This window comes from Microbacterium sp. JZ101, from assembly GCF_053903175.1.
This window is the reverse complement of the sequence record NZ_CP096400.1, coordinates 335,713-357,898: the sequence shown is the minus strand read 5'-3', so window position 1 is coordinate 357,898 and position 22,186 is coordinate 335,713. Positions and strand designations below refer to the sequence as shown.

22 protein-coding genes are annotated in these 22,186 nt (G+C 72.0%); 9 read left to right on the top strand and 13 right to left on the bottom strand.

Translation table 11 applies throughout. From position 1 onward, the window contains the following. Nucleotides 1-9: 9 nt before the first annotated feature. Nucleotides 10-762, top strand: coding sequence for a helix-turn-helix domain-containing protein (locus M1D56_RS01595; protein ID WP_456284467.1), 753 nt, complete (start codon nt 10-12; stop codon nt 760-762). A 48-nt stretch (nt 763-810) separates the two neighbouring features. After that, nucleotides 811-2,082, top strand: coding sequence for a phosphoribosylamine--glycine ligase (purD, locus tag M1D56_RS01590; RefSeq protein WP_456284466.1), 1,272 nt, complete (start codon nt 811-813; stop codon nt 2,080-2,082). A 78-nt stretch (nt 2,083-2,160) separates the two neighbouring features. Here purD and M1D56_RS01585 read toward each other — a convergent pair whose 3' ends face one another. The 5 genes from M1D56_RS01585 to M1D56_RS01565 form a co-directional block, all read right to left on the bottom strand. After that, complete coding sequence (locus M1D56_RS01585) at nt 2,161-2,577, bottom strand: DUF2695 domain-containing protein (protein WP_456284465.1); 417 nt, start codon at nt 2,575-2,577, stop codon at nt 2,161-2,163. Nucleotides 2,578-2,621: 44 nt separating this feature from the next. Then, nucleotides 2,622-3,680, bottom strand: coding sequence for a DUF998 domain-containing protein (locus M1D56_RS01580; RefSeq protein ID WP_456284464.1), 1,059 nt, complete (start codon nt 3,678-3,680; stop codon nt 2,622-2,624). A 379-nt stretch (nt 3,681-4,059) separates the two neighbouring features. Further along, nucleotides 4,060-5,919 (bottom strand): DEAD/DEAH box helicase, encoded by a 1,860-nt coding sequence (locus tag M1D56_RS01575; protein WP_271173465.1) that lies wholly within the window; start codon nt 5,917-5,919, stop codon nt 4,060-4,062. Between the two features lie 89 nt (nt 5,920-6,008). Then, complete coding sequence (locus M1D56_RS01570; protein ID WP_456284463.1) at nt 6,009-6,710, bottom strand: response regulator transcription factor; 702 nt, start codon at nt 6,708-6,710, stop codon at nt 6,009-6,011. Between the two features lie 25 nt (nt 6,711-6,735). Further along, nucleotides 6,736-7,992: a sensor histidine kinase gene (locus M1D56_RS01565; protein ID WP_456284462.1), complete on the bottom strand. Its 1,257-nt coding sequence runs from the start codon at nt 7,990-7,992 to the stop codon at nt 6,736-6,738. A 174-nt stretch (nt 7,993-8,166) separates the two neighbouring features. Between M1D56_RS01565 and M1D56_RS01560 the strand changes: the two genes are divergently transcribed. Further along, on the top strand, nt 8,167-9,114 hold the full coding sequence (locus M1D56_RS01560; RefSeq protein WP_456284461.1) for a hypothetical protein: 948 nt from the start codon (nt 8,167-8,169) through the stop codon (nt 9,112-9,114). 43 nt (nt 9,115-9,157) lie between these two features. Beyond that, nucleotides 9,158-10,060: a phosphoribosylaminoimidazolesuccinocarboxamide synthase gene (locus tag M1D56_RS01555; protein ID WP_456284460.1), complete on the top strand. Its 903-nt coding sequence runs from the start codon at nt 9,158-9,160 to the stop codon at nt 10,058-10,060. A 15-nt stretch (nt 10,061-10,075) separates the two neighbouring features. Here the strand turns inward: M1D56_RS01555 and M1D56_RS01550 are convergent, their stop codons facing one another. Next, nucleotides 10,076-12,049: a BCCT family transporter gene (locus tag M1D56_RS01550; RefSeq protein ID WP_456284459.1), complete on the bottom strand. Its 1,974-nt coding sequence runs from the start codon at nt 12,047-12,049 to the stop codon at nt 10,076-10,078. 230 nt (nt 12,050-12,279) lie between these two features. On the opposite strand from M1D56_RS01550, the gene M1D56_RS01545 reads away from it, so the two are divergent. The 3 genes from M1D56_RS01545 (at nt 12,280) to M1D56_RS01535 (ending at nt 15,260) form a co-directional block, all read left to right on the top strand. After that, nucleotides 12,280-13,665 (top strand): uracil-xanthine permease family protein, encoded by a 1,386-nt coding sequence (locus tag M1D56_RS01545; protein WP_271173461.1) that lies wholly within the window; start codon nt 12,280-12,282, stop codon nt 13,663-13,665. Between the two features lie 113 nt (nt 13,666-13,778). After that, the gene (locus M1D56_RS01540; protein ID WP_324012881.1) at nt 13,779-14,252 is read left to right on the top strand and encodes a hemerythrin domain-containing protein; all 474 of its coding nucleotides are present in this window, start codon (nt 13,779-13,781) and stop codon (nt 14,250-14,252) included. A 54-nt stretch (nt 14,253-14,306) separates the two neighbouring features. Then, on the top strand, nt 14,307-15,260 hold the full coding sequence (locus M1D56_RS01535) for a squalene cyclase (protein ID WP_456284458.1): 954 nt from the start codon (nt 14,307-14,309) through the stop codon (nt 15,258-15,260). Between the two features lie 3 nt (nt 15,261-15,263). Here M1D56_RS01535 and M1D56_RS01530 read toward each other — a convergent pair whose 3' ends face one another. Then, nucleotides 15,264-15,689, bottom strand: a complete 426-nt coding sequence (locus M1D56_RS01530) for a GNAT family N-acetyltransferase (RefSeq protein ID WP_282979300.1) — start codon at nt 15,687-15,689, stop codon at nt 15,264-15,266. Between the two features lie 81 nt (nt 15,690-15,770). Here M1D56_RS01530 and M1D56_RS01525 point away from each other — a divergent pair, with 81 nt between their 5' ends. Continuing rightward, entirely contained in the window at nt 15,771-16,187 is a 417-nt protein-coding gene (locus M1D56_RS01525; RefSeq protein WP_324012884.1) for an MmcQ/YjbR family DNA-binding protein, read from the top strand. Beyond that, nucleotides 16,184-16,573 carry a VOC family protein gene (locus tag M1D56_RS01520; RefSeq protein ID WP_324012886.1) on the top strand — a complete coding sequence of 130 codons (390 nt, stop codon included), beginning with the start codon at nt 16,184-16,186 and terminating at the stop codon, nt 16,571-16,573. Before M1D56_RS01525 ends, M1D56_RS01520 begins: the two co-directional genes overlap by 4 nt. A 3-nt stretch (nt 16,574-16,576) precedes the next feature. On the opposite strand, the gene M1D56_RS01515 is transcribed toward M1D56_RS01520, so the two are convergent. From M1D56_RS01515 to M1D56_RS01490, 6 genes are all read right to left on the bottom strand, one after another. Then, nucleotides 16,577-16,930, bottom strand: a complete 354-nt coding sequence (locus M1D56_RS01515) for a PLD nuclease N-terminal domain-containing protein (protein WP_324014924.1) — start codon at nt 16,928-16,930, stop codon at nt 16,577-16,579. Nucleotides 16,931-16,945: 15 nt separating this feature from the next. Next, nucleotides 16,946-17,551, bottom strand: a complete 606-nt coding sequence (locus tag M1D56_RS01510) for a GNAT family N-acetyltransferase (protein ID WP_456284457.1) — start codon at nt 17,549-17,551, stop codon at nt 16,946-16,948. Between the two features lie 38 nt (nt 17,552-17,589). Beyond that, a complete protein-coding gene (locus M1D56_RS01505) occupies nt 17,590-18,624 on the bottom strand; it encodes a LacI family DNA-binding transcriptional regulator (protein ID WP_271173455.1) in 1,035 nt (344 codons plus the stop codon). Between the two features lie 120 nt (nt 18,625-18,744). After that, nucleotides 18,745-20,160, bottom strand: coding sequence for a GH1 family beta-glucosidase (locus tag M1D56_RS01500; protein ID WP_421075004.1), 1,416 nt, complete (start codon nt 20,158-20,160; stop codon nt 18,745-18,747). 8 nt (nt 20,161-20,168) lie between these two features. Beyond that, entirely contained in the window at nt 20,169-21,056 is an 888-nt protein-coding gene (locus M1D56_RS01495; protein ID WP_456284456.1) for a carbohydrate ABC transporter permease, read from the bottom strand. Next, a complete protein-coding gene (locus M1D56_RS01490; RefSeq protein WP_324012892.1) occupies nt 21,053-22,087 on the bottom strand; it encodes a carbohydrate ABC transporter permease in 1,035 nt (344 codons plus the stop codon). Before M1D56_RS01490 ends, M1D56_RS01495 begins: the two co-directional genes overlap by 4 nt. Nucleotides 22,088-22,186 lie beyond the last annotated feature (99 nt).

Here is a 22,186-nt window from a genome sequence, read left to right as displayed (position 1 = left end):
CTCGGACGCGTGGCCGACGACCCCCTGTTCCGGAAGGGCGATCTCACGCCGCGCCCCGACGTGCGGATGGTGCGGGTCGCGGCGTCGGCGGAGCTCGCGCCGGTCATGCGCCAGTGGTGGCAGCCCTCGTGGGATCTGCCCGAGGGGGAGGTGCGCGCGCAGCACGTGCTCGGCTACCCCGTCGCGAATCTCGTCGCGGAGGACGGCGCAGCCCTGCTCTACGGTCCGACCACGACGCACGGGGTCCGCGAGCTGCGCGGCACGGGCTGGGCGCTGGGCGCGCTGCTCACGCCGGCGGCCGGGCGTCACCTCGCGACCCGCCCCTTCGCCGCACTGCTCGACACGTGGGAGCCGGTCGCCGTCGACGGAGCGGTCGACCGCCCGGACACCGCGCGCGAAGCCCTGACCGAGGCGCTCCGCCGCGTGCTCGAGCGGCTCGATGACGACGATCTCGCGGCGAACGCGCTCCTCGAGACGGTCGAGGGGGATCCGACGCTGCTGCGCGTCGCCGACCTCGCCGAGCGCATGCACCGCTCGGTCCGCTCGCTCGACCGCCTCGCCCGCCGCAGCTTCGGCCTGCCGCCCGCCGCGATCATCCGCCGCCGCCGTCTGCAGGACGCGGCCGAGGCCGTCCGGCTCGCGCCGGATCGCCCGCTGCGCGACATCGCCGCAGAGTTCGGCTTCGCCGACCACGCCCACCTCACGCGCGAGTTCTCGTCGGTCCTCGGGTTCACGCCGTCGGAGTACCGCGCGGGGCCGTGAGCGTCATCGCGTTTCCGCGCCCGGAAGCGCCTCGGTAGGCTTCTGCGCGTGAAGATCCTCGTTCTCGGCTCCGGTGCGCGCGAGCACGCCATCATCCTCGCCCTGAAGTCGGAGGACGCGGGCCACGAGCTGCTCGCCGCCCCCGGCAACGCCGGCATCGCCCGCGACGCCGAGATCGTCGACGTCGACATGCTCGACGGCGCGGCCGTCACCGAGTTCGCGAACGAGCACGGAGTGAACCTCGTCGTCGTCGGCCCCGAGGCTCCGCTCGTCGCCGGCGTCGCGGATGTGCTGCGCGAGCACGGCATCCCCGTCTTCGGCCCGGGCAAGGCCGCCGCCGCGCTCGAGGGCTCGAAGGCCTTTGCGAAGCGGATCATGGAGGAGGCCGGGGTCCCCACGGGCCGCGCCACGCACGCACGCTCGCTCGACGAGGTCGCCGCCGCGCTCGACGCGTTCGGAGCACCGCACGTCGTGAAGGCCGACGGGCTCGCCGCCGGGAAGGGCGTGATCGTCACCTCCGACCGACAGGCGGCTCTCGACCACGCCGCCGAGTACCTGCCGACCGGGCCCGTGCTCGTCGAGGAGTTCCTCTCGGGGCCCGAGGTCTCGCTCTTCTTCCTCAGCGACGGCGACACCGTGCGCGCCCTGAGCCCCGCGCAGGACTTCAAGCGCGCGCTCGACGGCGACGAGGGCCCCAACACCGGCGGCATGGGCGCCTACTCGCCGCTCCCGTGGCTCGCCGAGCGCTTCGGCGGCGAGGACGCCTTCGTCCAGCACGTGACCGACGAGGTCGCGCTGCCGGTCATCCGCCGGCTCGACGAGGAGGGCACCCCCTTCATCGGCCTCCTCTACGCGGGACTCATCGTGACCGAGGCGGGTGTGCGCGTCATCGAGTTCAACGCGCGCTTCGGCGACCCCGAGACGCAGGTCGTCCTGCCGCGCCTCGTCACGCCGCTCTCGCGCCTGCTCCTGGCGGCGGCGACCGGCACCCTCGAGGACGAGCCGGCGCCCGCGTTCTCCGACGACGTCGCCGTGACGGTCGTCGTCGCGAGCGAGGGCTACCCCGAGTCGCCCGTGACGGGTCGGCCGATCACCGGCATCGTCGAGGCCGAGGCCATCGCCGGCGTGCATGTCGCGCACGCCGCGACCGCGCAGGCCGACGACGGCGGACTCATCGCGACCGGCGGCCGCGTGCTCAACGTCGTCGCCCGCGGCGCCGACTTCCGCGAGGCGCGCGAGCGCGCTTACCGAGGCATCGCGGAGATCCGTCTCGAGGGCTCCCACCACCGCACCGACATCGCGGCCCGCGTCGCCCAGTAGCGGCGGGAGGCGCACGGCGGGAGACGCACGGCGGGAGGCGCGCGGCGGGAGGCGCACGCTGCCCGCGGCGGGTGTGCGTCACCATCGCCGGGCGCGCTCCCAGTTGCGGCAGGGCTGAGAGGAGCCTCGCGTCACGCCCGCGCACGCGGGGATCGTCTCCGGCTCCGCCTCCTCGACCAGCACGGGCTCGCCGTCGCCGTCGACGCTCCAGTGCTCGGGTGTCCAGAGATGGCGCGCGGGCGCGTACGCGTTGAAGAGCACCTCGCAGTCGCAGAAGCCGCCCATCCCCTCCAGGCGCGCCTCGAGCCCCGTCGCCCGCGGCGCGCGCTCGTCTCGGAACCGCCGCGCGAACCGCAGCGTCCCGTCGCATCCGAACTCGGTCATCATCCGGTTCAGGTAGCACACGAGGCACTCGACCTCGCGCGGTGTCGTCAGACCGTCGGACAGCGCCCGGACGATCTGCTCGGCCTCATCGCCGACATCCTTCGTCTCCATGCGCAGAACGTACGGCCGACCGCCGACATCCGCGGATCGGCCGCTCAGCGCATGGCGAGACGCACGCGGGCGGAGGGCCTCGAGCCCTCGGGGGCGAGCGCAGCGAGCGTGCGCAGGAGCGTCGTGAGCCACACGAACGCGAGCCCCACAGCGACGGCCTCGAGACCGGTCGCGGAGTAGATCGCAAGGGGCCGCCACAGCAGGACCGCGACGACGAGGCCCACGGCCACGCCGGCCGACGTCACGGCGAGGGCGCGAGGGCGGCCGGGGATGATCCGGATGGTCGCCACCGCCAGCGCGCCGAGGAGGGCGAGGAGGGCGAAGGCCGCGACGTTGTGGGCGAACTGCGCGCGGTGGACCGGGAGCAGCCCGACGCCCGCGAGCGCGGCGCCGGCGAGCGCGAACAGCACGACGATCCATCCGATGCGGCCGAGCGCGTCGTCGCCGAGGATCCGGTGGAGGTCGCGGCCCACGTACGAGCCGACCGTCGCGAGCAGGAGACCGCCGACGACGAGCGTGCCGTTGAAGGCCCATGACGTCTGCCCGCCCGCGCCCAGCTGGGAGAAGTTGCGCTCCCACCACCGCGGGTCGGCCGCGGTGAGCATCGAGAACAGCGTCCCCGTGATGAGGAACGCGAAGAGCAGGGTCACGAGCTCGCGGGTGCGCAGGCGCATGCCGAGGCCATATGCGAAGCCTCCGCTCGCCGCCGAGGCGATGCCCGTGAGGAGCCCTCCGCCGAGCGGCGGCACCTCGAGCCCGTGCAGGCCGATGGCGAGCACCTCCCCCGCGCACAGCACCGCCAGCGCGCTCACGCCTGCGACAGCGAGGGCGACCGCGGCATCCGAGACACGCGACACGGCGGTCTGCCACGGCGGCATGCCCGCGGTCTCCGCACCGCGGAAGCGCACGGTGCTCATCGCGAACGCACCCGCGGCGACGAGCGCCGTCACGGCCGCCGCGGGGAAGCCGATCGACCCCTCTCCGGCAAGCGGCCGCGCGACGCCCCACAGCAGCGCCGACCCCGCAAGCGCGCCGACGATGAAGCACACCCACGACGCCGCCGTCACGGAGGACTCGGAGCGGAGGGCGTCGACGTCGTTCACGCGTCCATCGAAGCACGCGCGTCGGACGTCAGGCGGAGCCACCGCCCCACCCAGGTCGCAGAAAGCGGCCCCAACCGGCCAGTCAAGGCCGCGAACCGCGACCTGAACGGCGCCGCCCAACCCAGGTCGCAGTAACCGGCCCAAACCGGCCGATCAAGGCCGCAAACCGCGACCTGAACGACGCCGCCCAACCCAGGTCGCAGAAAGCGGCCCCAACCGGCCGATCAAGGCCGCCAACCGCGACCTGAACGGCCACCATCCAACCCAGGTCGCAGAAACCGGCCTCAACTCACCGATCAAGGCCGCCAACCGCGACCCGAACGGCGCCACGCCACCACGGCGCCACCGCCGCGACCGAACGGCGCGGTCGCCGCGCGCGTCAGTGCCGCGGCTTGCGCGGGGGCCGGTCGTCGCGGTCGCGGAAGCCGCCGTCGCGCGATCCGCGGCCGCGGCCATCCCGATCCCCGCGGTAGCCGCCGCGCCCGCCGCCGTCGCGGTCGTCGCGGAAGCGCCCGCCGCCACGCGGTCCGCCCGTGCTGCGGAACGGACGCGGGTCGGGCTTGAGCTCGATGAGCTGGCCGCTGATGCGCGTGTCGGCGAGGCGGTCGAGCGTCTCCTGCGGCAGGTCGGCCGGCAGCTCGACGATCGAGAAGTCGGGGCGGATGTCGATGCGACCGAAGTCGTCGCGACGCAGCCCGCCCTCGTTCGCGAGGGCGCCCACGATCTGGCGCGGCTCGACCCGCTGGCGCTTCCCGACCTCGATGCGGTACGGGGAGTACTGGCCGCCGCCGCGGGGACGGCGCTCCTCGCGTCCGCCGCGGTCGTCGTCGAAGCGGCGTTCGCGATCCTCGCGCTGCGCCCGCTCGCGCCGGGGCGGGTCGGGCGGCAGCAGGAGCGGCGTGTCGCCCTGCGCGACGACCGCGAGCGCGGCCGCCACGTCGGACTCGACGACGTCGTGGTGGTTGACGTAGTGCGCGATGATGTCGCGGAACTCCGCGATCCGCTCCTGGTCGGCGAGCGCGGCCGTGATCGCGTCGTCGAAGCGGCTGAGTCGCGTGACGTTGACGTCCTCGGCGGTCGGGATCTGCATCTCGGTCAGCGGCTGCCGCGTCGCCTTCTCGATCGCGCCGAGCAGGCGGCGCTCGCGCGGCGTCACGAAGCTGATCGCGTCGCCCGTGCGGCCCGCGCGGCCCGTCCGGCCGATGCGGTGCACGTACGACTCCGTGTCGATGGGGATGTCGTAGTTCACGACGTGCGTGATGCGGTCGACGTCGAGGCCGCGCGCGGCGACATCCGTGGCCACGAGGATGTCGAGCTTGCCCGACTTGAGCTGCTCGACCGTCCGCTCGCGCTGGGCCTGTGCGATGTCGCCGCTGATCGCCGCGGCCGTGTAGCCGCGGGCGCGCAGCTTCTCGGCGAGCGTCTCGGTCTCGCTCTTCGTGCGGACGAAGACGATCATCCCGTCGAAGTTCTCGACCTCGAGGATGCGCGTGAGCGCATCGACCTTCTGGGGGTACGACACCATGAGGTACCGCTGGGTGATATTCGCCGAGGTGGTCGTCTTGCTCTTGACCGTGATCTCCTCGGGGTCGTTCAGATGCTGCTGCGAGATCCGACGGATCTGCGCGGGCATCGTCGCCGAGAAGAGCGCGGTCTGCTTGTCGTCGGGGGTGTCGGCGAGGATGGTCTCGACGTCCTCCGCGAAGCCCATCTTGAGCATCTCGTCGGCCTCGTCGAGCACGAGGAACCGCAGCTCCGACAGGTCGAGCGTGCCCTTGTCGAGGTGGTCCATGACGCGGCCCGGGGTGCCGACGACGATGTTCACGCCGCGACGGAGGGCCGACAGCTGCGTGCCGTAGCCCTGTCCGCCGTACACCGGCAGGACGTGCACGCCCTTCATGCGCGCGGCGTACTTCTCGAACGCCTCGCAGACCTGCAGCGCGAGCTCGCGCGTGGGCGCGAGCACGAGCGCCTGCGGCGTCTTCTGCGTCGTGTCGAGCTGATCGAGGATGGGCAGCGCGAACGCGGCCGTCTTCCCCGTTCCCGTCTGCGCGACGCCGAGGACGTCGCGGCCGCCGAGGAGAAGCGGGATGGTCTGGGCCTGGATGGCGGACGGGGTCTCGTACCCGACGTCCTTGAGCGCCTTCAGGACGGCGTCGCCGAGTCCGAGGTCGGAGAAGGTCGGCGTGCTCTCGCCCTCGCCGTCGATGGGCGTGTCGGTCGGATCGGTTGAAGCCATGTGTCCACGGTATGCGGCCCCGGCCGATTCCGCGTCGTCCTCGCCGTGATCCCGCCGCGGATCGGCCGATATGCGGCGCGCTCGTCGGGTCAGACCATGCCAGGGCCGAACCCCGCGCGCTCGACGGCGATGCACATGAGAGCGCGGTTCCGTGCGCCGAGCTTCAGCCGCGCCTGCTCGAGATGCGTCTTGACGGTGGCGACGGAGAGGTGGAGCGCGTGAGCGATTTCGCTGTTCGAGGCCCCCTCGGCGACGAGCACCGCGATGTCCTGCTCGCGCCGCGTCAGTGTCTGGAACCGCTCCTGCGCCTCGCGGCGCACGGCGTGATCGCGCCCTCCGGCGAAGCGCGCGATGAGATGGACGGTGCTGCGCGGCGACACGAAGCCCTCTCCCGCGTGGACGGAGCGGACGGCCTCCGCGAAGTGCGCCGTCGCGCTGTCCTTGAGGAGGAATCCCGCTGCGCCGGCCTCGAGCATCCGGAAGACGTAGTCCTCCGAGTCGAAGCTCGTGATCGCGATCACCCTCGTGCTCGGCACCTCGGCCAGGAGCGCGGCCGTGCTCTCCGGGCCCGGCAGACCGGGCATCCGGACGTCCATGAGCACGACGTCCGGCCGCCGCTCGCGTGCGAACGCCACCGCATCGGCCCCGTTGGACACGTCGCCGATCACCTCGATGCCGGCCGCCGCGCCGAGGATCGACCGGAGGCTCTGGCGCACGAGCGCGTCGTCGTCGACGACGAGAACGCGGATGGCCCGAGGGACGTCGGCGGAAGACGGGTCCGAGGCGGTCATGCCTCGAGGATACGGTCGCGCGGCCTCACCCCTCGGGCCACGGCAGCGTCACGTCGACGATGAAGTGTCCGTCGGCCTCGCCGATCCACGCCGTCCCCTGCAGGATCGCGACGCGCTCGCGGATGCCCGCGATGCCGCGGCTCGCACCAGGCGTGATGCCGGACGGCGGGATCGGAAGCGGGTTGCTCACGCGGATCCGCGCGCCCGTCGACGGCGAGGCCTCGACGTAGACGCTCACGGGCGCCCCGGGCGCGTGCTTGAGCGCGTTCGTGAGCGACTCCTGGACCACGCGGTAGACCGTGCGATCGAGCGCTGCGCCCGCCCCCTCCGCATCCTCGATGAGCACGAGCGCGTCGACCGTCGCTCCGGACTCGCGGACACTCCGGATGAGGTGCCCCAGCTGGCGCATCGACGCGAGCGTGGGCGGCGCCTCCGGATGCTCGGTGCGCGGCGCGCTCCGCAGCTCGCCCAGCAGCCCGCGCAGGTCCTCGAGGGACTGGTGCGCCTGCTGGCGGAGCGTGAGAGCGGCCCGCGCGACCGTCGGATCCTGGGACCGCGATGCCTCCTCGAGGGCACCCGACTGCAGCGAGATGACCGACAGCCTGTGCGCGAGGGCGTCGTGGATGTCCCGCGCGAGCCGCTCGCGCTCGGCCTGCCGGACGACTTCCTCGCCGAGGGCCTCCGCCCGGTCCTGCGCGATGTCCGCCCGCGCCCGCTGCACGTCGCTCTCCCGACGCGAGCGCAGGATGACCGTGGCGCCGAACGTCACGAGGAGCGCGCCGACCGCGATGACGATGACGAACGCGGCGAGCGCCGCGGGATCCGCGCGGCCCGAGTCGCCGGCGAGCCCGCGGGCGAGCACACCGTCGTCACCCCAGGTCGACAGCATCTCGCGCGCGACGAACAGAGCGACGGCGCAGGATGCGCCGATCGCGAGACGCAGGGCACGGGCGCCGTCGAGCCGCAGCAGCAGGTGATGCGTCGCGACGAGCAGCAGGAGGTAGTCGACGCCGATCAGCGCGAGAACCGCGCCCGCGATGAGCGGGAGGACGGGATGGGTGCGACGCGCGAACACGGTCGCCCACAGCGCGGTCGTGACGAGCCACAGCACCGTCCCGGCCTGCGTGAGGCGGCCATCCGCCGTCGCGATCGGCACGTTGGCGATCCCGACCGTCTCGACAACGAAGCCGATCACGACGAGCCCCGTGCCCGTGAAGATCCGCCGCATCCGCTCCCAGGCGCGGGACGTCGATGCGTCGGCTGCGGGGGCGGTCTCGGGCATGATCCGAGCGTAGGGGTGGGCGCCGACGCCGGGCGACGTCCGCGTGGCCGAGGATGTCCAGCCGATCGGCTGGCCACGAGCGGCCGGATGGCCGATGTCCGCGGCCCGTGCGCGCCTCGACAGTGGGAGGGTCCCGCCGGGTGACCGGCACCCGCATCGCAGAGATGAGCAGTCATGTCGCACTCCCCTGTCGACCCGTCCAGCCCGCAGCTCCCCGCACCGCAGCCGTCGACCCCGCCTCCCGCGCCGTTCGGCGCGCCGCCCGCGCCGGGCGCTGCGACCCCCGATCCGCTGTCCGCGCCGTCGAGCACGGGCGAGCCGCGTCCGCCGCGCAACACGATCGCTCTCGTCGCGCTCGCCCTGGCCGTCGTGGGCGCGGTCTTCGCGGCGATCCCCGGCGCGCTCGTCGTCGGCTGGATCCTCCTGCCGATCGCCTTCATCCTCGCGATCGTGTCGCTCTTCCAGAAGGGCAGGAAGGCGGCGGGCGTCGCGGCGCTCATCGTGTCGGTCGTGGGCACCGTGATCGGCGTCGTCGTCTTCGTGGGGTCCCTCGCGGCCGCCGTGAGCTCCGCCGTCGAGGAGAGCACCTCCACGAGCGTCGCCTCACCCGCCGAGGAGGCCCCGGTCGAGGAGGAGCCCGCCGAGGAGCCCACCGAGGAGCCTGTCGATGAGCCGGTCGCCGAGCCCGCTCCGGCCGAGGGGACCCGGGAGAATCCCGCCCCGCTCGGCTCCGCCGTCTCGGGAGACGAGTGGACGGTCACCGTGAACAGCGTGACGCTCGGCGCGACGGACGCCGTGCTCGCGGAGAACATGATCAACCAGGCGCCTGCGGAGGGCGAGGAGTACATCCTCGTCGGCGTCACCGCGACCTACACCGGCCAGGACGAGGGCATGGCAGCGGAGGTGCAGATCGAGTACGTCACGCCCGACGGCGTGAGCATCGCCGGCTACGACACGATCGCCGTCGCGCCCGATGCGCTCGACACCCTCGCGACCCTCTACAGCGGCGCGCAGGTGACCGGCAATGTCGTGCTCGCTGTGCCGTCCGCGACCACCGCGTCGGGCCTGATCGCGGTCACCCCCGGGCTCTTCGCCGACACGGCGTTCGTCGCCGTGCAGTGACGCCGATCACGCGGGTGCGGAGGCTTCCTCCGCACCCGCGATAATGGTTCCCGTGAGCGACGCCCTCGAGATCCCCGGCTGGAAGCACGTCTACTCCGGCAAGGTCCGCGACCTGTACGTGCCGGCCGACACGCCGGACGGCGAGCGCGCCGAGCGGATGCTCGTGGTCGCGAGCGACCGCGTCAGCGCGTTCGACGTCGTGCTCTCTCCCGGCATCCCCGGCAAGGGCGAGCTCCTCACGACACTCAGCCTGTGGTGGTTCGACCAGCTCGCGGGAGCGGATGGCGGCGAGCGCGTCCCCAACCACCTCGCGTCCGAGGAGATGCCCGCCGAGGTCGCCGGACGCGCGATGATCGTCCGCTCGCTCGACATGCTCCCGGTCGAGTGCGTCGTGCGCGGCTACCTCACCGGATCGGGCTGGGCCGAGTACGTCGAGAGCGGCACCGTGTGCGGCATCCCCCTTCCCGATGGGCTCCAGAACGGCGACCGCCTGCCCGAGCCGATCTACACCCCGGCGTACAAGGCGCCGATGGGCGAGCACGACGAGAACATCTCCTACGCGCAGACCGTCGACCTCGTCGGCGAGGAGCGCGCGGCCGCGCTGCGCGACCGCTCGCTCGAGATCTACCGCCGAGCGGCCGCAGCCGCCGAGGCGAAGGGCCTCATCCTCGCCGACACGAAGTTCGAGTTCGGCCTCGACGACGAGGGCGTTCTGCGGCTCGCCGACGAGGTGCTCACGAGCGACTCGTCGCGCTACTGGGACGCCGCGTCGTGGAAGACCGGGACGACGCCCGCCGAGCGCATGGCGAGCTTCGACAAGCAGATCGTGCGCGACTGGCTCGCCGCGAACTGGGACAAGCAGGGCGAGCCGCCGTCGCTCCCCGCCGAGATCGTCGAGCGGACGGTCGCGCGCTACCGCGAGCTGCTGGAGCGCATGACCGCCTGACGGCGACCGCCGGCCTCAGGCCTCCTCGTCCTCCCGGCGGGGCCGACGCTGCGCACGCCGTTCCTCACCCACCGTGAGCGACGCATCGCCCGAGGCGGTGTGCCGGGGATTCTCCGGACCGCGCGGCTGGATGTGCCCGGGGTCGAGCGTGCGGCGCACATCCTCCGCGGTCACGATCGGATGCTGCTCGGTGGCCGTCTCGTACCACTCGGTGAGCGCAGGGTCCTCCGTGTCGATACCGGCTCCCGCGCCCTCGTCGGCCGCCACCTCGGTCGCGCCGAAGACGAAGTCGTCACCGTGCTCGGCGATGCCGAGCCGCACGCCCTGCGCGATCGCGGCCTTCGCGAAGCGTCGACGGAGCATATAGGGGTCGGTGCCGAGCTCCTTCGCCCACGCGATCATGACGCCGATGACGATGAAGGCGAACGGCAGAGCCGAGACGACCATGATCGACTGGAGTCCTGACAGGGCGGTCTCGCCGCCCGCGAGGAGGAGCGCGAGCGCCGCCGCGCCGAGGAGGAGACCCCAGGTCACGGTGACCCACGTCGACGGCTCGGGCTTGCCCCGCTGGCTCATCGAGCCCATGACGATCGCGGCCGAATCGGCCGAGGTCACGAAGAAGAGGATGATCGACACCATCGCGACCACCGACAGGACGACGCCGAAGGGCATCTGCTGGAACACCGCGAAGAGGATCGCCTCGGGCCCGCCGGCCTCGCTGATCCCGCGACCGGCCTCCTCGAGCCACATCGTCGTGCCGCCGAGGATGCCGAACCAGATCGCGCACACGGCCGACGGCACGACGATCACGACCGTGACGAACTCCCGCAGGGTGCGCCCGCGCGAGATCTTCGCGATGAACATGCCCACGAAGGGCGTCCACGAGATCCACCAGGCCCAGTAGTAGTTCGTCCACGTCGAGACGAAGGCGGCGGCGTCCTCGCCCTGCGCCGGGTTCCGCATGAGCATCGTCCAGAGGTCCTCGAGGAACGCCGACAGGCTCGCGGGAATGATGTTCAGCAGGAAGAGCGTAGGTCCGACGACGAAGATGATCACCGCGATGACGAACGCGAGCACCATGTTGATGTTCGACAGCGCGCGGATTCCGCGCTTGATGCCGGACACCGCCGACGCGACGAACGCGGCCGTCAGCACCGTCACGATGATGATGAGGCCCGCATTGCCGAACGGACCTGCACCGGTGACGTACTCGACGCCGCTCGCGATCTGCAGCGCGCCCATCCCGAGCGTGACGCCGGTTCCGAAGAGCGTGACGATGATCGCGAAGACGTCGATGATGGCGCCGGCCCATCCGTCGGTGCGCTGGCCGAAGATCGGATAGAAGATGGCCGAGATGAGCGGCGGGCGCCCGCGCCGGTACGCGGCGTAGGCGATCGCACCGCCGACGAGGGCGTAGAAGGCCCACGCCATCGGGCCCCAGTGGAGGAGCGACTGCGCGAGCGCGTCGTGCATGGCGTCGCGGCTGCCGGCCTCCGAGTCGAAGCCGTATGGCACGTCGTTGAAGTAGCCCAGGGGCTCGGCGGGCCCCCAGAAGAGCAGCCCGATGCCCATGCCGGCGGAGAAGAGCATCGCGATCCAGGAGACCGTCGAGAACTCCGGCTCCTCCTCATCCGAGCCGAGACGCACCCCGCCCGTACGGCCGTAGCCGAGCACGAGCATGAACACGATCGTGACGACCGCGAGCAGCGAGAACAGCCATCCGAAGTTCGTGGTCACCCAGCCCAGCGACGCCGCACCGACCTCGCTGATGCTGTCGGGGGCGAGGAAGCCCCACAGCACCACCGCGAACACGAGCACGCCCGCGATGCCGAACACCGTCCAGTTCGTGCTGAACGATCTCCCGGTGTCCTCGACTCCGATGCCGGGGATCAGCGCGGGATGCGTCACCTCCCAGAGGATCCGCTTCGTGCTCTCCTTGCCGGGCTCGCGCTTGCGCGCGGCGCCTGCTGCGCCGGTGTTCTGGGTCATGTCTCCCCCAAGCCGTCGTCGCCCCGCGGGGCGTCCTGCGTTCCGTATGCGTCCGTCCGTATGCTGCGCTTCACGATAGCGACGACGGCCCGATCACACAGGGGCACGCGCGGCGCCCGCACCGCCCGCCCGCCCGAGGCGCTAGCGTTTCAGAGGCCGCATCCGGCCATCCGCTCCTCCCGCGCCGGCCATCCGCATCGGCGCGCGCTCCCGCTTCCCGAAGGAGAACCATGCCCCTGTGGACCGTGCACGGCGACGGACGCACCGTCGCCCCCGGCGCCGTCGTCGCGCCGACCGAGCGGCTGTCGTGGCCGGCCACGCTCGCGATGGGCGTGCAGCACGTCGTCGCGATGTTCGGCGCGACGTTCCTCGTGCCCTCGCTCACCGGCTTCCCCGTGTCGACCACGCTGCTCTTCAGCGGTCTCGGGACGCTGCTGTTCCTCGTCGTCACGAAGAACCAGCTGCCGAGCTATCTCGGCTCGTCCTTCGCGTTCATCGCCCCCATCACGGCGGCCGTCGCGGCCGGCGGCACCGGGTCGGCGCTCGCGGGCGTCGTCGCGGTCGGCCTGCTGCTCGCGCTCGTCGGCGTCGTCGTCCAGGTCGCCGGGCTCGGGTGGGTGGACGCGCTCATGCCGCCCGTCGTCGCCGGGGCGATCGTCGCGCTCATCGGGTTCAACCTCGCCCCGACCGCGTGGACGAACTTCCAGGCCGACGGCGCGACGGCGACGATCACGCTCGTCGCGGTCATCCTCTTCTCGGTGCTGTTCCGCGGCTTCCTCGGTCGCATCTCTATCTTCCTCGGCGTCGTCGTCGGATACGTCTACGCGGCGTTCACGGGCTCGTTCGACATCCCGAATCCCCTGCGCGGGGACCGGACCCCGGCCGAGCTCATCGCGGATGCGCCGTGGATCGGGCTTCCCGAGTTCCATCTGCCCGACTTCGTCTCGCCCGGCACCTGGACGACGATCGCCATGTTCCTGCCCGTCGTGCTCGTGCTCGTCGCCGAGAACGTCGGGCACGTGCGCGGCGTCGCGACGATGACGGACGCGTCCGTCAACCGGCACACCGGCCGCGCGCTCATCGCCGACGGCGCCGCGACCATGCTCGCGGGCGGCTTCGGCGGCTCGGGCACGACGACGTACGGGGAGAACATCGGCGTCATGGCCGCGACGCGCGTGTACTCGACGGCCGTGTACTGGATCGCCGGCGGCTTCGCGATCCTGCTCGCCTTCTCGCCGAAGATCGGCGAGGTCTTCAACTCCATCCCCGCCGGAGTGCTGGGCGGCGCCACGACCGCGCTGTACGGGCTCATCGGCATCATCGGCATCAAGATCTGGGTCGACAACCGCGTGGACTTCTCGCGCCCCGTCAACCAGTACACGGCGGCCGTCGCGCTCGTCATCGCGATCGCGGGCTTCAGCCTGGATGCGGGGGCGTTCTCGTTCGGCGGCATCGTGCTCGGCACGGTCGCCGCGCTCGCGATCTACCACCTGGGCAACCTCATCGCCCGCGCGCGCCGCACGGGCGCCGACGACGGCGGCCCGATCCCCGCCGTCGGCCCGCTCGGCGGCGACCCCCTCGACGGCGACGCCGCCGGTGGTGACGCGCCCCGGTGACGCCCCCGGTGAGACTAGCGGCGGTGATCACCCGCTCGGTGAGACTAGCGGCGGTGGTCGAGACTAGTGCTCCCGGCACCGGGCTCGGCGACGGGCGCTAGTCTCACAGGCAGATGAGTCAGGGCGACGAGAGACGGTTCGCCGCGTGGGCGCGTGAGCTGCGCGACGTGCACGCGCGCCTGCGCAAGGCGCTTCAGGTCACGCGCGAGGCCCTCGCGTCCGACGAGCGGATGGCCGAGGCGGCTTCGCGGGAGCTGCTGCTGTTCTGCCACGGATTCTGCGCGGCGCTCACGGCGCACCATGTCGCCGAGGACCGGACGCTGTTCCCCGCGGTCGTGAGCGCGCACCCCGAACTGCGCGACACCATCCGCAAGCTCGAGCAGGACCACTCGATGATCGCGCACCTCCTCGGCGGGCTGCAGCAGGCCGTCGACGGCGGCAGCTCGCCGGACGAGCTGCTCCGTCACCTCGAGGGCGTCTCCGCGATCATGGAGTCGCACTTCCGCTTCGAGGAACGACAGCTGCTCGTCGTGCTCGACGCGCTCGACCTCGACGCGACGACCGAGGAGGCGCTCGGGCCGTTCTGAGGCCGAGTGCGTCAGGGGTCGAGCTCCTGGGAGGTCGCGAGTACCCTCCGCCGTATGGTCTCCCCTGACGTCCTCGCGTGGCTGCTCGACACGGATCCCGCCCTCCGTTGGCAGGTGGAGCGCGACTTCGCGGGCGCGCCGGAGGACGTGTGGCGGGCGACGCGCGCCCGCGTCGCGCGGGAGGGCTTCGGAGCGAGGCTCCTCGCCCTCCAGGATGAGGATGGCCAGTGGGCGGGCGGCGCCTTCTTCCCGCGCGGGTTCGACGGCTCGGAGGACGGCCAGCCCTGGACCGCGACGACCTGGACCCTGAACGCGCTGCGCGAGTGGGGCGTCGACGCCCGCGCCCTCGAGGGGACAGCGGAGAGGCTCGCCGCGCACAGTCGCTGGGAGTACGACGACCTGCCGTACTGGGGCGGCGAGGTCGACTGCTGCATCAACGCCTGGACGCTCGCGAACGGCGCCTGGCTCGGCGTCGACGTCGCCGCGAACGCCGCGTGGTTCGTCGACCATCGGCTGCCGGACGGCGGATGGAACTGCGAGTGGGTGGAGGGGTCGACGCGCTCCTCGTTCCACTCGACGCTCAACAGCCTCAAGGGCCTCCTGGCGTACGAGAGGACGACCGGAGGGACCGACGCGTCACGCGCGGCGCGGCGCGGCGGGGAGGAGTACCTCCTGGAGCGCCGTCTGCATCGCCGTCTCTCCACGGGCGAGCCCGTCGCGGAATGGACGACGGCCTTCGCATACCCGCAGCGCTGGCGCTACACCGTGCTCAATGCGCTCGACTACTTCCGCGAGGCCTCCCTCGCGACCGGTGCGTCGCCCGACCCCCGGCTCTCCGAGGCGGTGGAGCTGGTCCGCGCCGCGCGCCAGCCGGACGGCACCTGGCTGCAGGCATTCCGCGAGCCGGGTCGCGTGTGGTTCCACGTCGACGTCGAACCCGGGCTGCCCTCCCCCTGGGTGACGTTCCTCGCCCTGCGCGTGCTCTCCTGGTGGGACGACACGGCGTGACGCTCACTCACTCCGCCAGCGCACCATCCAGCTCTCGGGCGGTGTGACGGGCTCCCAGCCGCTGCGGGCGTAGAGCGCGTGCGCGTCCTTCGTGAAGAGCAGCGTCCGTCTGAGGCCCAGGGCGTCGGCCTCCGCCGCGATGCCCTCGACGAGGCCCTTCCCGATGCCCTCGCCGCGCACGGCCGGGTCGACGATCACATCGGCGAGCCATCCGAAGGTCACCCCGTCCGTGACGAGGCGCGCGAACGCCACCTGGCGGCCTCGGGCCCGTCGGTAGACCCCGAAGCAGCGTGAGCCCGCGTTCGCCGCGTCCTGCTGTGCGCGCGTGCGGCCGACGGCCCAGTACGCGTGGGTGCTCAGCATCTCGTGCACCCACGCCGCGTCGATCCGGGCGGCGTCGGCGGAGAACTCGTACAGCGCGTCGTCCATCGTCCCAGTCTGGCAAGGCGTCCGCAGCGGGTTCCCGGTCCGATCGCACACCGGTGGCCCGATCGGGGCCACACTGGTGTCATGTCCACGTTCGACGATGTGCGGACGATCGCCCTCGCCCTCCCCCGCACGGAGGAGCGCGAGGGCGGATGGCACATGGGCCCGAGCTGGCGGATCATCGGCGGCACGATGTTCGCGTGGTCGCGACCGGTGCGGGGGCGCGACCTCGAGTGGATGCGCGCGCAGGGCGACGAGCCGGGTGACGCGGTGCTCGGGGTCCGCGTCGACGGCGAGGAGGGCAAGCGCGAGGTGCTCGCCGCGAACCCGCGGGCCGCCTTCACGATCCCGCACTTCGACGGCTATCCCGCGGTGCTCCTGCGCCTTCCGGAGACGCCCGTCGACCTGCTGCGTGAGCTCGTCGTCGAGTCGTGGCTGCTCCGCGCGCCGAAGCGGATCGCGCGGGACTGGCTCGAGGAGAACGGCATGATGGAGCGATGAGCGGGCTGCACCACGTCGAGATCTGGGTCGCCGACGCCGCCGACGCGCGCGAAGAGTGGACCTGGCTGCTCGAGCGGCTCGGATGGCTGCTGGACGCCGCGTGGGACGGCGGCTTCACCTTCGTGTCCGACGGCGCCTACCTCACCTTCACCGAGTCGCCCAACCTCGTGGGGCACCTCCACGACCGACGTCGCCCCGGGCTCAACCATCTCGCCTTCGAGGGCGGCACGAAGGAGGAGGTCGACGCCGTGATCGCGGCCGCGCCCGCGCACCGGTGGACGCCCCTGTACTCGGAGCGGTACCCGCACGCGGGCGGCCCCGACCACTACGCCGGCTGGATCGAGGGGCCGGGCGGCTTCAAGGCCGAGATCGTCGCGACCGCGTGAGGCTCAGGCCTCGCCGCGCTCGCGCTTGCGGCGGAGGATCTCGGCGCGCAACCGCTCCTCCTCGGCCTCGCGCTCGAGGTCGGCGAGCTGCTGCTCCGTCGTGCGCGTGTCCACGGGGCGCACGGGCGCGGCCTGGGGCCGCTCGGCCGCGGGCCGCGTGAAGAGCGCGGGGCGCGCGACGCGCTCGGGGTACTCGCGGCCGATCGCCCACCACAGGGCGCCGCCGAGCAGGGGGATGAGGATCGCGATGATGACCCATCCGAACTTCGGGAGGTGCTTCACCTGCCCCTCCTCGCGCGTGATGATGTCGATCAGCGTGACGACCGAGAAGGCCAGGACGAGGAGCGAGAAGAGCATGGGCACGCTCTCACGCTAGCGAGCACCCTCCGCCTCCGTCGAGGGCGAGCCGGCGACCTCGAGCCGCATGAGCACGCGCGGGATGCCGCCGGACACGGAGTCGGTGTCGGCGACCTTGCGGAAGCCAGCCCGCTCGAACAGCGACCGGAAGCCGACGAAGGCCATCGTCAGATCGACCTTCCGGTCGCCGTTGTCGACGGGATACCCCTCGATCGCCGCGGCGCCGCGTTCGATCGCGAACGCCACGGCGCCGTCGAGCAGCGGCGGCAGGATGCCGCGGCCGCGGTGCCCCGGGCGCACCCTCAGGCACCAGATGGACCACGGCTCGGGGCCCTCGACGTGCGGGATCCTCGTGCTCCGCGCGAACTGCGTGTGCGCGCGGGGAGCGACCCCCGCCCATCCGACCGGTTCGCCGTCGTCATACGCGAGGACGCCCGGCGGCAGATCGGATGCGCACATCTCGGCCACGAAGGCGCCGCGCTCGGGGCCGTGCAGCGCGCTGTTGACCTTCGAGGGCAGGCGGTGGCTCAGGCACCAGCACACGCTCGCATCGGGGCGCTTCGGGCCCAGGAGCACCTTGACGTCGTCGAAGACGGTCGCGGGGCGCACCTCGATGTCCATGTCGACAGCATCCCGCGCACCGCCGACATCCGACAGCCCTACGCGCTGTCTCGCACGACGAGGTCGGCGGGCAGGATGGTCACGCGCGGCGGCGACTGCCCGGCGAGCCGCGCCAGGAGGATGTCGGCCATCGCCTCGCCCTGCTCGAGCGACGGCTGGCGGATGGTCGTGAGCGCGGGGGCGACGCTCGTCGCGACGGGCGAGTCGTCGAACCCGATGATCGCGATGTCGTCGGGGACGCGCCTGCCCGCCGTGGCGAGCACCTCGAGCGCACCGCGCGCCATGAGGTCGCTCGCGACGAAGAGGGCGTCGGGCCACTCGGCCTCGCCCCGGTCGACGCTCTCGATGATGCGGCGCATCGCGGCCGCGCCGCCGACCGAGGTGAAGTCGCCGTCGACGACCGGCCCCGCCTCGATCCCGGCCTCCGCGAGCGCATCGCGGAAGCCCGTGAGCCGGTCCACGCCCGCCGGCATGTCGGGCGGACCGGTGATCGTGCCGATGCGGCGGTGCCCTCGGCTCAGCAGGTACTCGGTCGCCACGCGGCCGCCCGCGACGTTGTCGACGTCGACGAAGTAGTCGTCGACGCGCTCGCGCGCGGGGCGCCCGCCGAACACGACGGGGACCGAGGCCGAGATCCGGTCGATGTACGTGTCGCTCGTGTGGTGCGAGACGACGAGCGCGCCGTCGACGTTGCCGCCCGCGAGGAACGTCGTCGCCTTGTCGCCCGGATCGTCCGAGGCGATGATGAGGTTCAGCATGTGATCCGACCGCGACAGGCGGTTGCTGATCCCGGTGACGATCGCCGCGAAGAACGGGTCGCCGAAGAAGCGGGTCGTGTCCTCGGGGACGACGAGCGCGATGACATGCGTCAGCCGGCTCGCGAGCGAGCGCGCTGCGCGATTCGGCACGTAGTTGAGCTCGGCGATCGCGCGGCGCACGGCCTCCAGCGCCTCGGGGCTCACCCGCTCCCCGCCGTTGACGACGCGCGAGACGGTCGAGCGCGACACCCCCGCGCGCGCGGCGACCTGCTCCAGCGTCGCCGGGACGCGCCCCGCGTCGGCATCCGCGCTCATCGGGAGGCTCCTTCTGTCTTCAGGACATCTTCTCGCGACCGGGCCCCGCCGCGCACCCCCGCCATCCGGGCACCCCGCGGGAGGCGCCGCGCTCCGCAGCACGGCGCCTCCGGGCGGCGGTCAGACCGCGCGATCGGCGATGATGCGCGCGTAGGCGCGGCCGGATGCCTTCACCGTGCGCTGCTGCGTCTCGTAGTCGACGTGCACGATGCCGAAGCGCTTCGCGTAGCCCCACGCCCACTCGTAGTTGTCCATGAGCGACCAGTAGAAGTAGCCGCGCACATCCACGCCCTCGTCGAGCGCCGCGCCCACCGCCTCGACGTGGTCGCGCACGAACGCGACGCGCTGCGCGTCGTCGATGCGACCATCCGCGATGGCGTCGTCGCCCGCCGCGCCGTTCTCGGTGACGTAGAGGGGCACGCCGGCCGCGCTCGCGTACTCGTCCGAGACGCGCTGCAGGAGCCGTGTGAGCCCGGCCGGGTCGATCTCCCAGCCCATGTTCGTCCGCTCGTACCCGCGCTCGTGCCAGTGGATCCCCTCGTGCGACGGGAAGGCGGGCTCGATGTGCCGATCGGTGGGTGCGTCGCCGCCCGGAACGGGCGTCGACGACGGCCGCCCCGACACGTACTCCCCGTGGTAGTAGTTCACCCCGAGGAACTCGAGGGGCGTCGAGATCGTCGCCAGGTCGCCGTCGCGCACGGCCGCCTGGAACTCGTCGACCGCGGCCGCGTCGACCGCGCGGATGTCCTCGACGATGTCGCCGGGATAGGTCGCGTGGAAGACGGGCTCGAGGAACCACCGGTTGAACTGGCCGTCGATGCGCCGCGCGGCGTCGAGGTCGGCCGGATCCGAGGGGTCCACCGGCTCGGCGTTCGTGAGGTTGAGCGTGATGCCGAGCTCCTGCGCACCGCGATCCCGCAGCTCCTGCACGGCGCGCCCGTGCGAGAGCAGGAGGTGGTGCGACGCGAGCAGGCCGTCGCGGACGCTCTGCCGGCCGGGGGCGTGAGCGCCGGCCGTGTACGACAGGAACGACGAGCACCACGGCTCGTTGAAGGTCGTCCAGTGCGTGACCCGGTCGCCGAGCGCCTCGTGCATCGTGATCGCGTACTCGACGAAGCGGTCGACGGTGTCGCGGGCGGTCCATCCGCCCTTCTCCTCGAGCGCCTGCGGCATGTCCCAGTGATAGAGCGTGAGCCACGGCAGGATGCCGGCCTCGAGCAGCTCGTCGACGAGGCGGCTGTAGAAGTCGATGCCGCGGGCGTTGGGCGCCCCGCCGTCGGGGCGCACGCGCGACCACGACGTCGAGAACCGGTAGGCCTGCAGGCCCAGGTCCTTCATGAGCGCGACGTCATCGCGGTAGCGGTGGTAGTGGTCGCACGCGACGTCGCCGTTGTCGGCGTCGATCACGGCTCCCGGCACGCGTGCGAACGCGTCCCAGATCGATGCGGTGCGTCCGTCCTCGAACGCCGCGCCCTCGATCTGATAGGCCGCCGTGGCCGCGCCGAAGAGGAAGTGGTCCGGAAAGGTTCGGGTCATGAAGGACATCATCCCTTCACCGCGCCGGCCATGATGCCGCTGACGAGCTGCTTGCCGGCCACCGCGAACAGCAGCAGCAGCGGAAGCGTCGCCAGCACGACCCCCGCGAGCACGATCGAGTAGTCGACGAAGTAGTTCGACTGCAGCAGGGAGAGCGCCACGGGCAGCGTCGGGTTCTGCCGGTCGAGCACGATGAACGGCCAGAAGAAGTTGTTCCACGCCGTGACGAACGTGAAGAGGAACAGCATCGCGGCGGCAGGCCGCGCGGCCGTCACCCCGACCGTCCAGAAGGTGCGGATCATCGAGGCGCCGTCCATCCGAGCGGCCTCGATGAGCTCGTCGGGCACTGCCTGCTGGAGGTACTGCGTCATCCAGAACACGCCGAAGGCGCTCGTGAGAGCGGGCACGACGATCGCGCCGATCTGCCCCGTCCATCCGATCTCGCTGAAGAGGATGTAGAGCGGCACGACGCCCAGCTGCTGCGGCACCGCCATCGTCGCGACGACGAACGACAGGAGCACCTTGCCGCCGCGGAAGCGCAGCTTCGCGAACGCCCACCCGGCGAGCGTCGAGAACACGACGACGCTCACGGCGATGACCGTCGAGCTCCAGAGCGAGTTCCACAGCGCGAGCCAGAAGTTCACGGCGGGATCGTTCATCACGCTCAGCGCGTTGGCGATGAAGTTGCCCCCGGGAATCCACGACCGCGCGGGGTCGCGGAGCGTCGTGGAGTCGCCCGATCCGATGAGGAACGAGAAGTACAGCGGGAAGAGGCTCGCGACGAGGACCACGGCGAGTCCGGCGTAGACCCAGAAGCCCGGCCGGGCGCCGCGGATGCGCACCGTGCGGGACCGGCGCGGTGCCTCCTCGAGGACGAGTGCGGACGTGGCGGTCATCGGCGGGCCTCCGCTCGCTTCAGGGCTCGACGCTCGCGTCGCGACAGCTGCCGCCCGCGCGTCCCCTCGTCGCGCACGAGCGACCGGGTGATGAGCAGGTTGATGAGGCCGATGGCCAGGATGATGAGGAAGAGGATCCAGGCCATCGCGGCTGCGCGCCCGAAGTTCCACTCGCCCCACCCGATGTCGTAGAGGTACAGCGTGATCGTGAGCCACTGCTGGGCCGAGCCTCCGCGCCCGAACTGGTCGAACATCCGCGGCTCGTCGAAGATCTGCAGGCCGCCGATCGTCGAGGTGATGATCACGAAGATGAGCGTCGGCTTGAGCGACGGGAGCGTGATGCTCCAGAACTGCCGGAACGCGTTCGCCCCGTCGACCGTCGCCGCCTCGTAGTAGTCGCGCGGGATGGCCTGCATCGCCGCGAGCAGGATGAGCGCGTTGTACCCCGTCCAGCGGTAGTTCACCATCGTGGCGATCGCGACGTGGCTCCAGAACGGCTCGACGTGCCACGGGATCGCACCGATCCCCACGAGCGACAGGAAGCCGTTGATCGCTCCGGACTTGTCCGCGAAGAGCGCGTTGAAGATGAGGCCCACCGCGACGGGTGCGACGACATAGGGCAGGAGGGCGCTCATCCGCCAGAACGTCCGTGCGCGGATGTGGCGGTCGAGCATCGCCGCGATGAACATCGCGAGGATGAGCTGCGGCACGCTCGAGAGCAGGAAGATGCTGAAGGTGTTGCCGAGCGCCGTCCAGAACTTCGGCTGCGTGAGGATCCACGCGTACTGGTCGAAGCCGATGAACTCGCCCGATCGGCGCACCTGGTCCCAGTCCATGAACGAGATGACGCCCGTGTAGATGATCGGGAAGAGGCCGACGATCGCGAACAGCACGAAGAACGGCGAGATGTAGAGGTACGGCGAGAGCTTGAGGTCCCAGCGGCTGAGGCGCTGGGAGAAGGACAGCACGCGGATGGGCCGGTCCGGCGGCGGCGCGTCGGCGCGCGTCGGGCGAGTGGCGGTGACGGTCACGGAGGTTCCCTCGGAAGGAGCGGGCGGATGGTCGGGGCTGGCGGTCGCCTGCCCCCGACGCGGGCGGATGGCCGGGGCCGGCCGCCCGCGTCGGGGAGA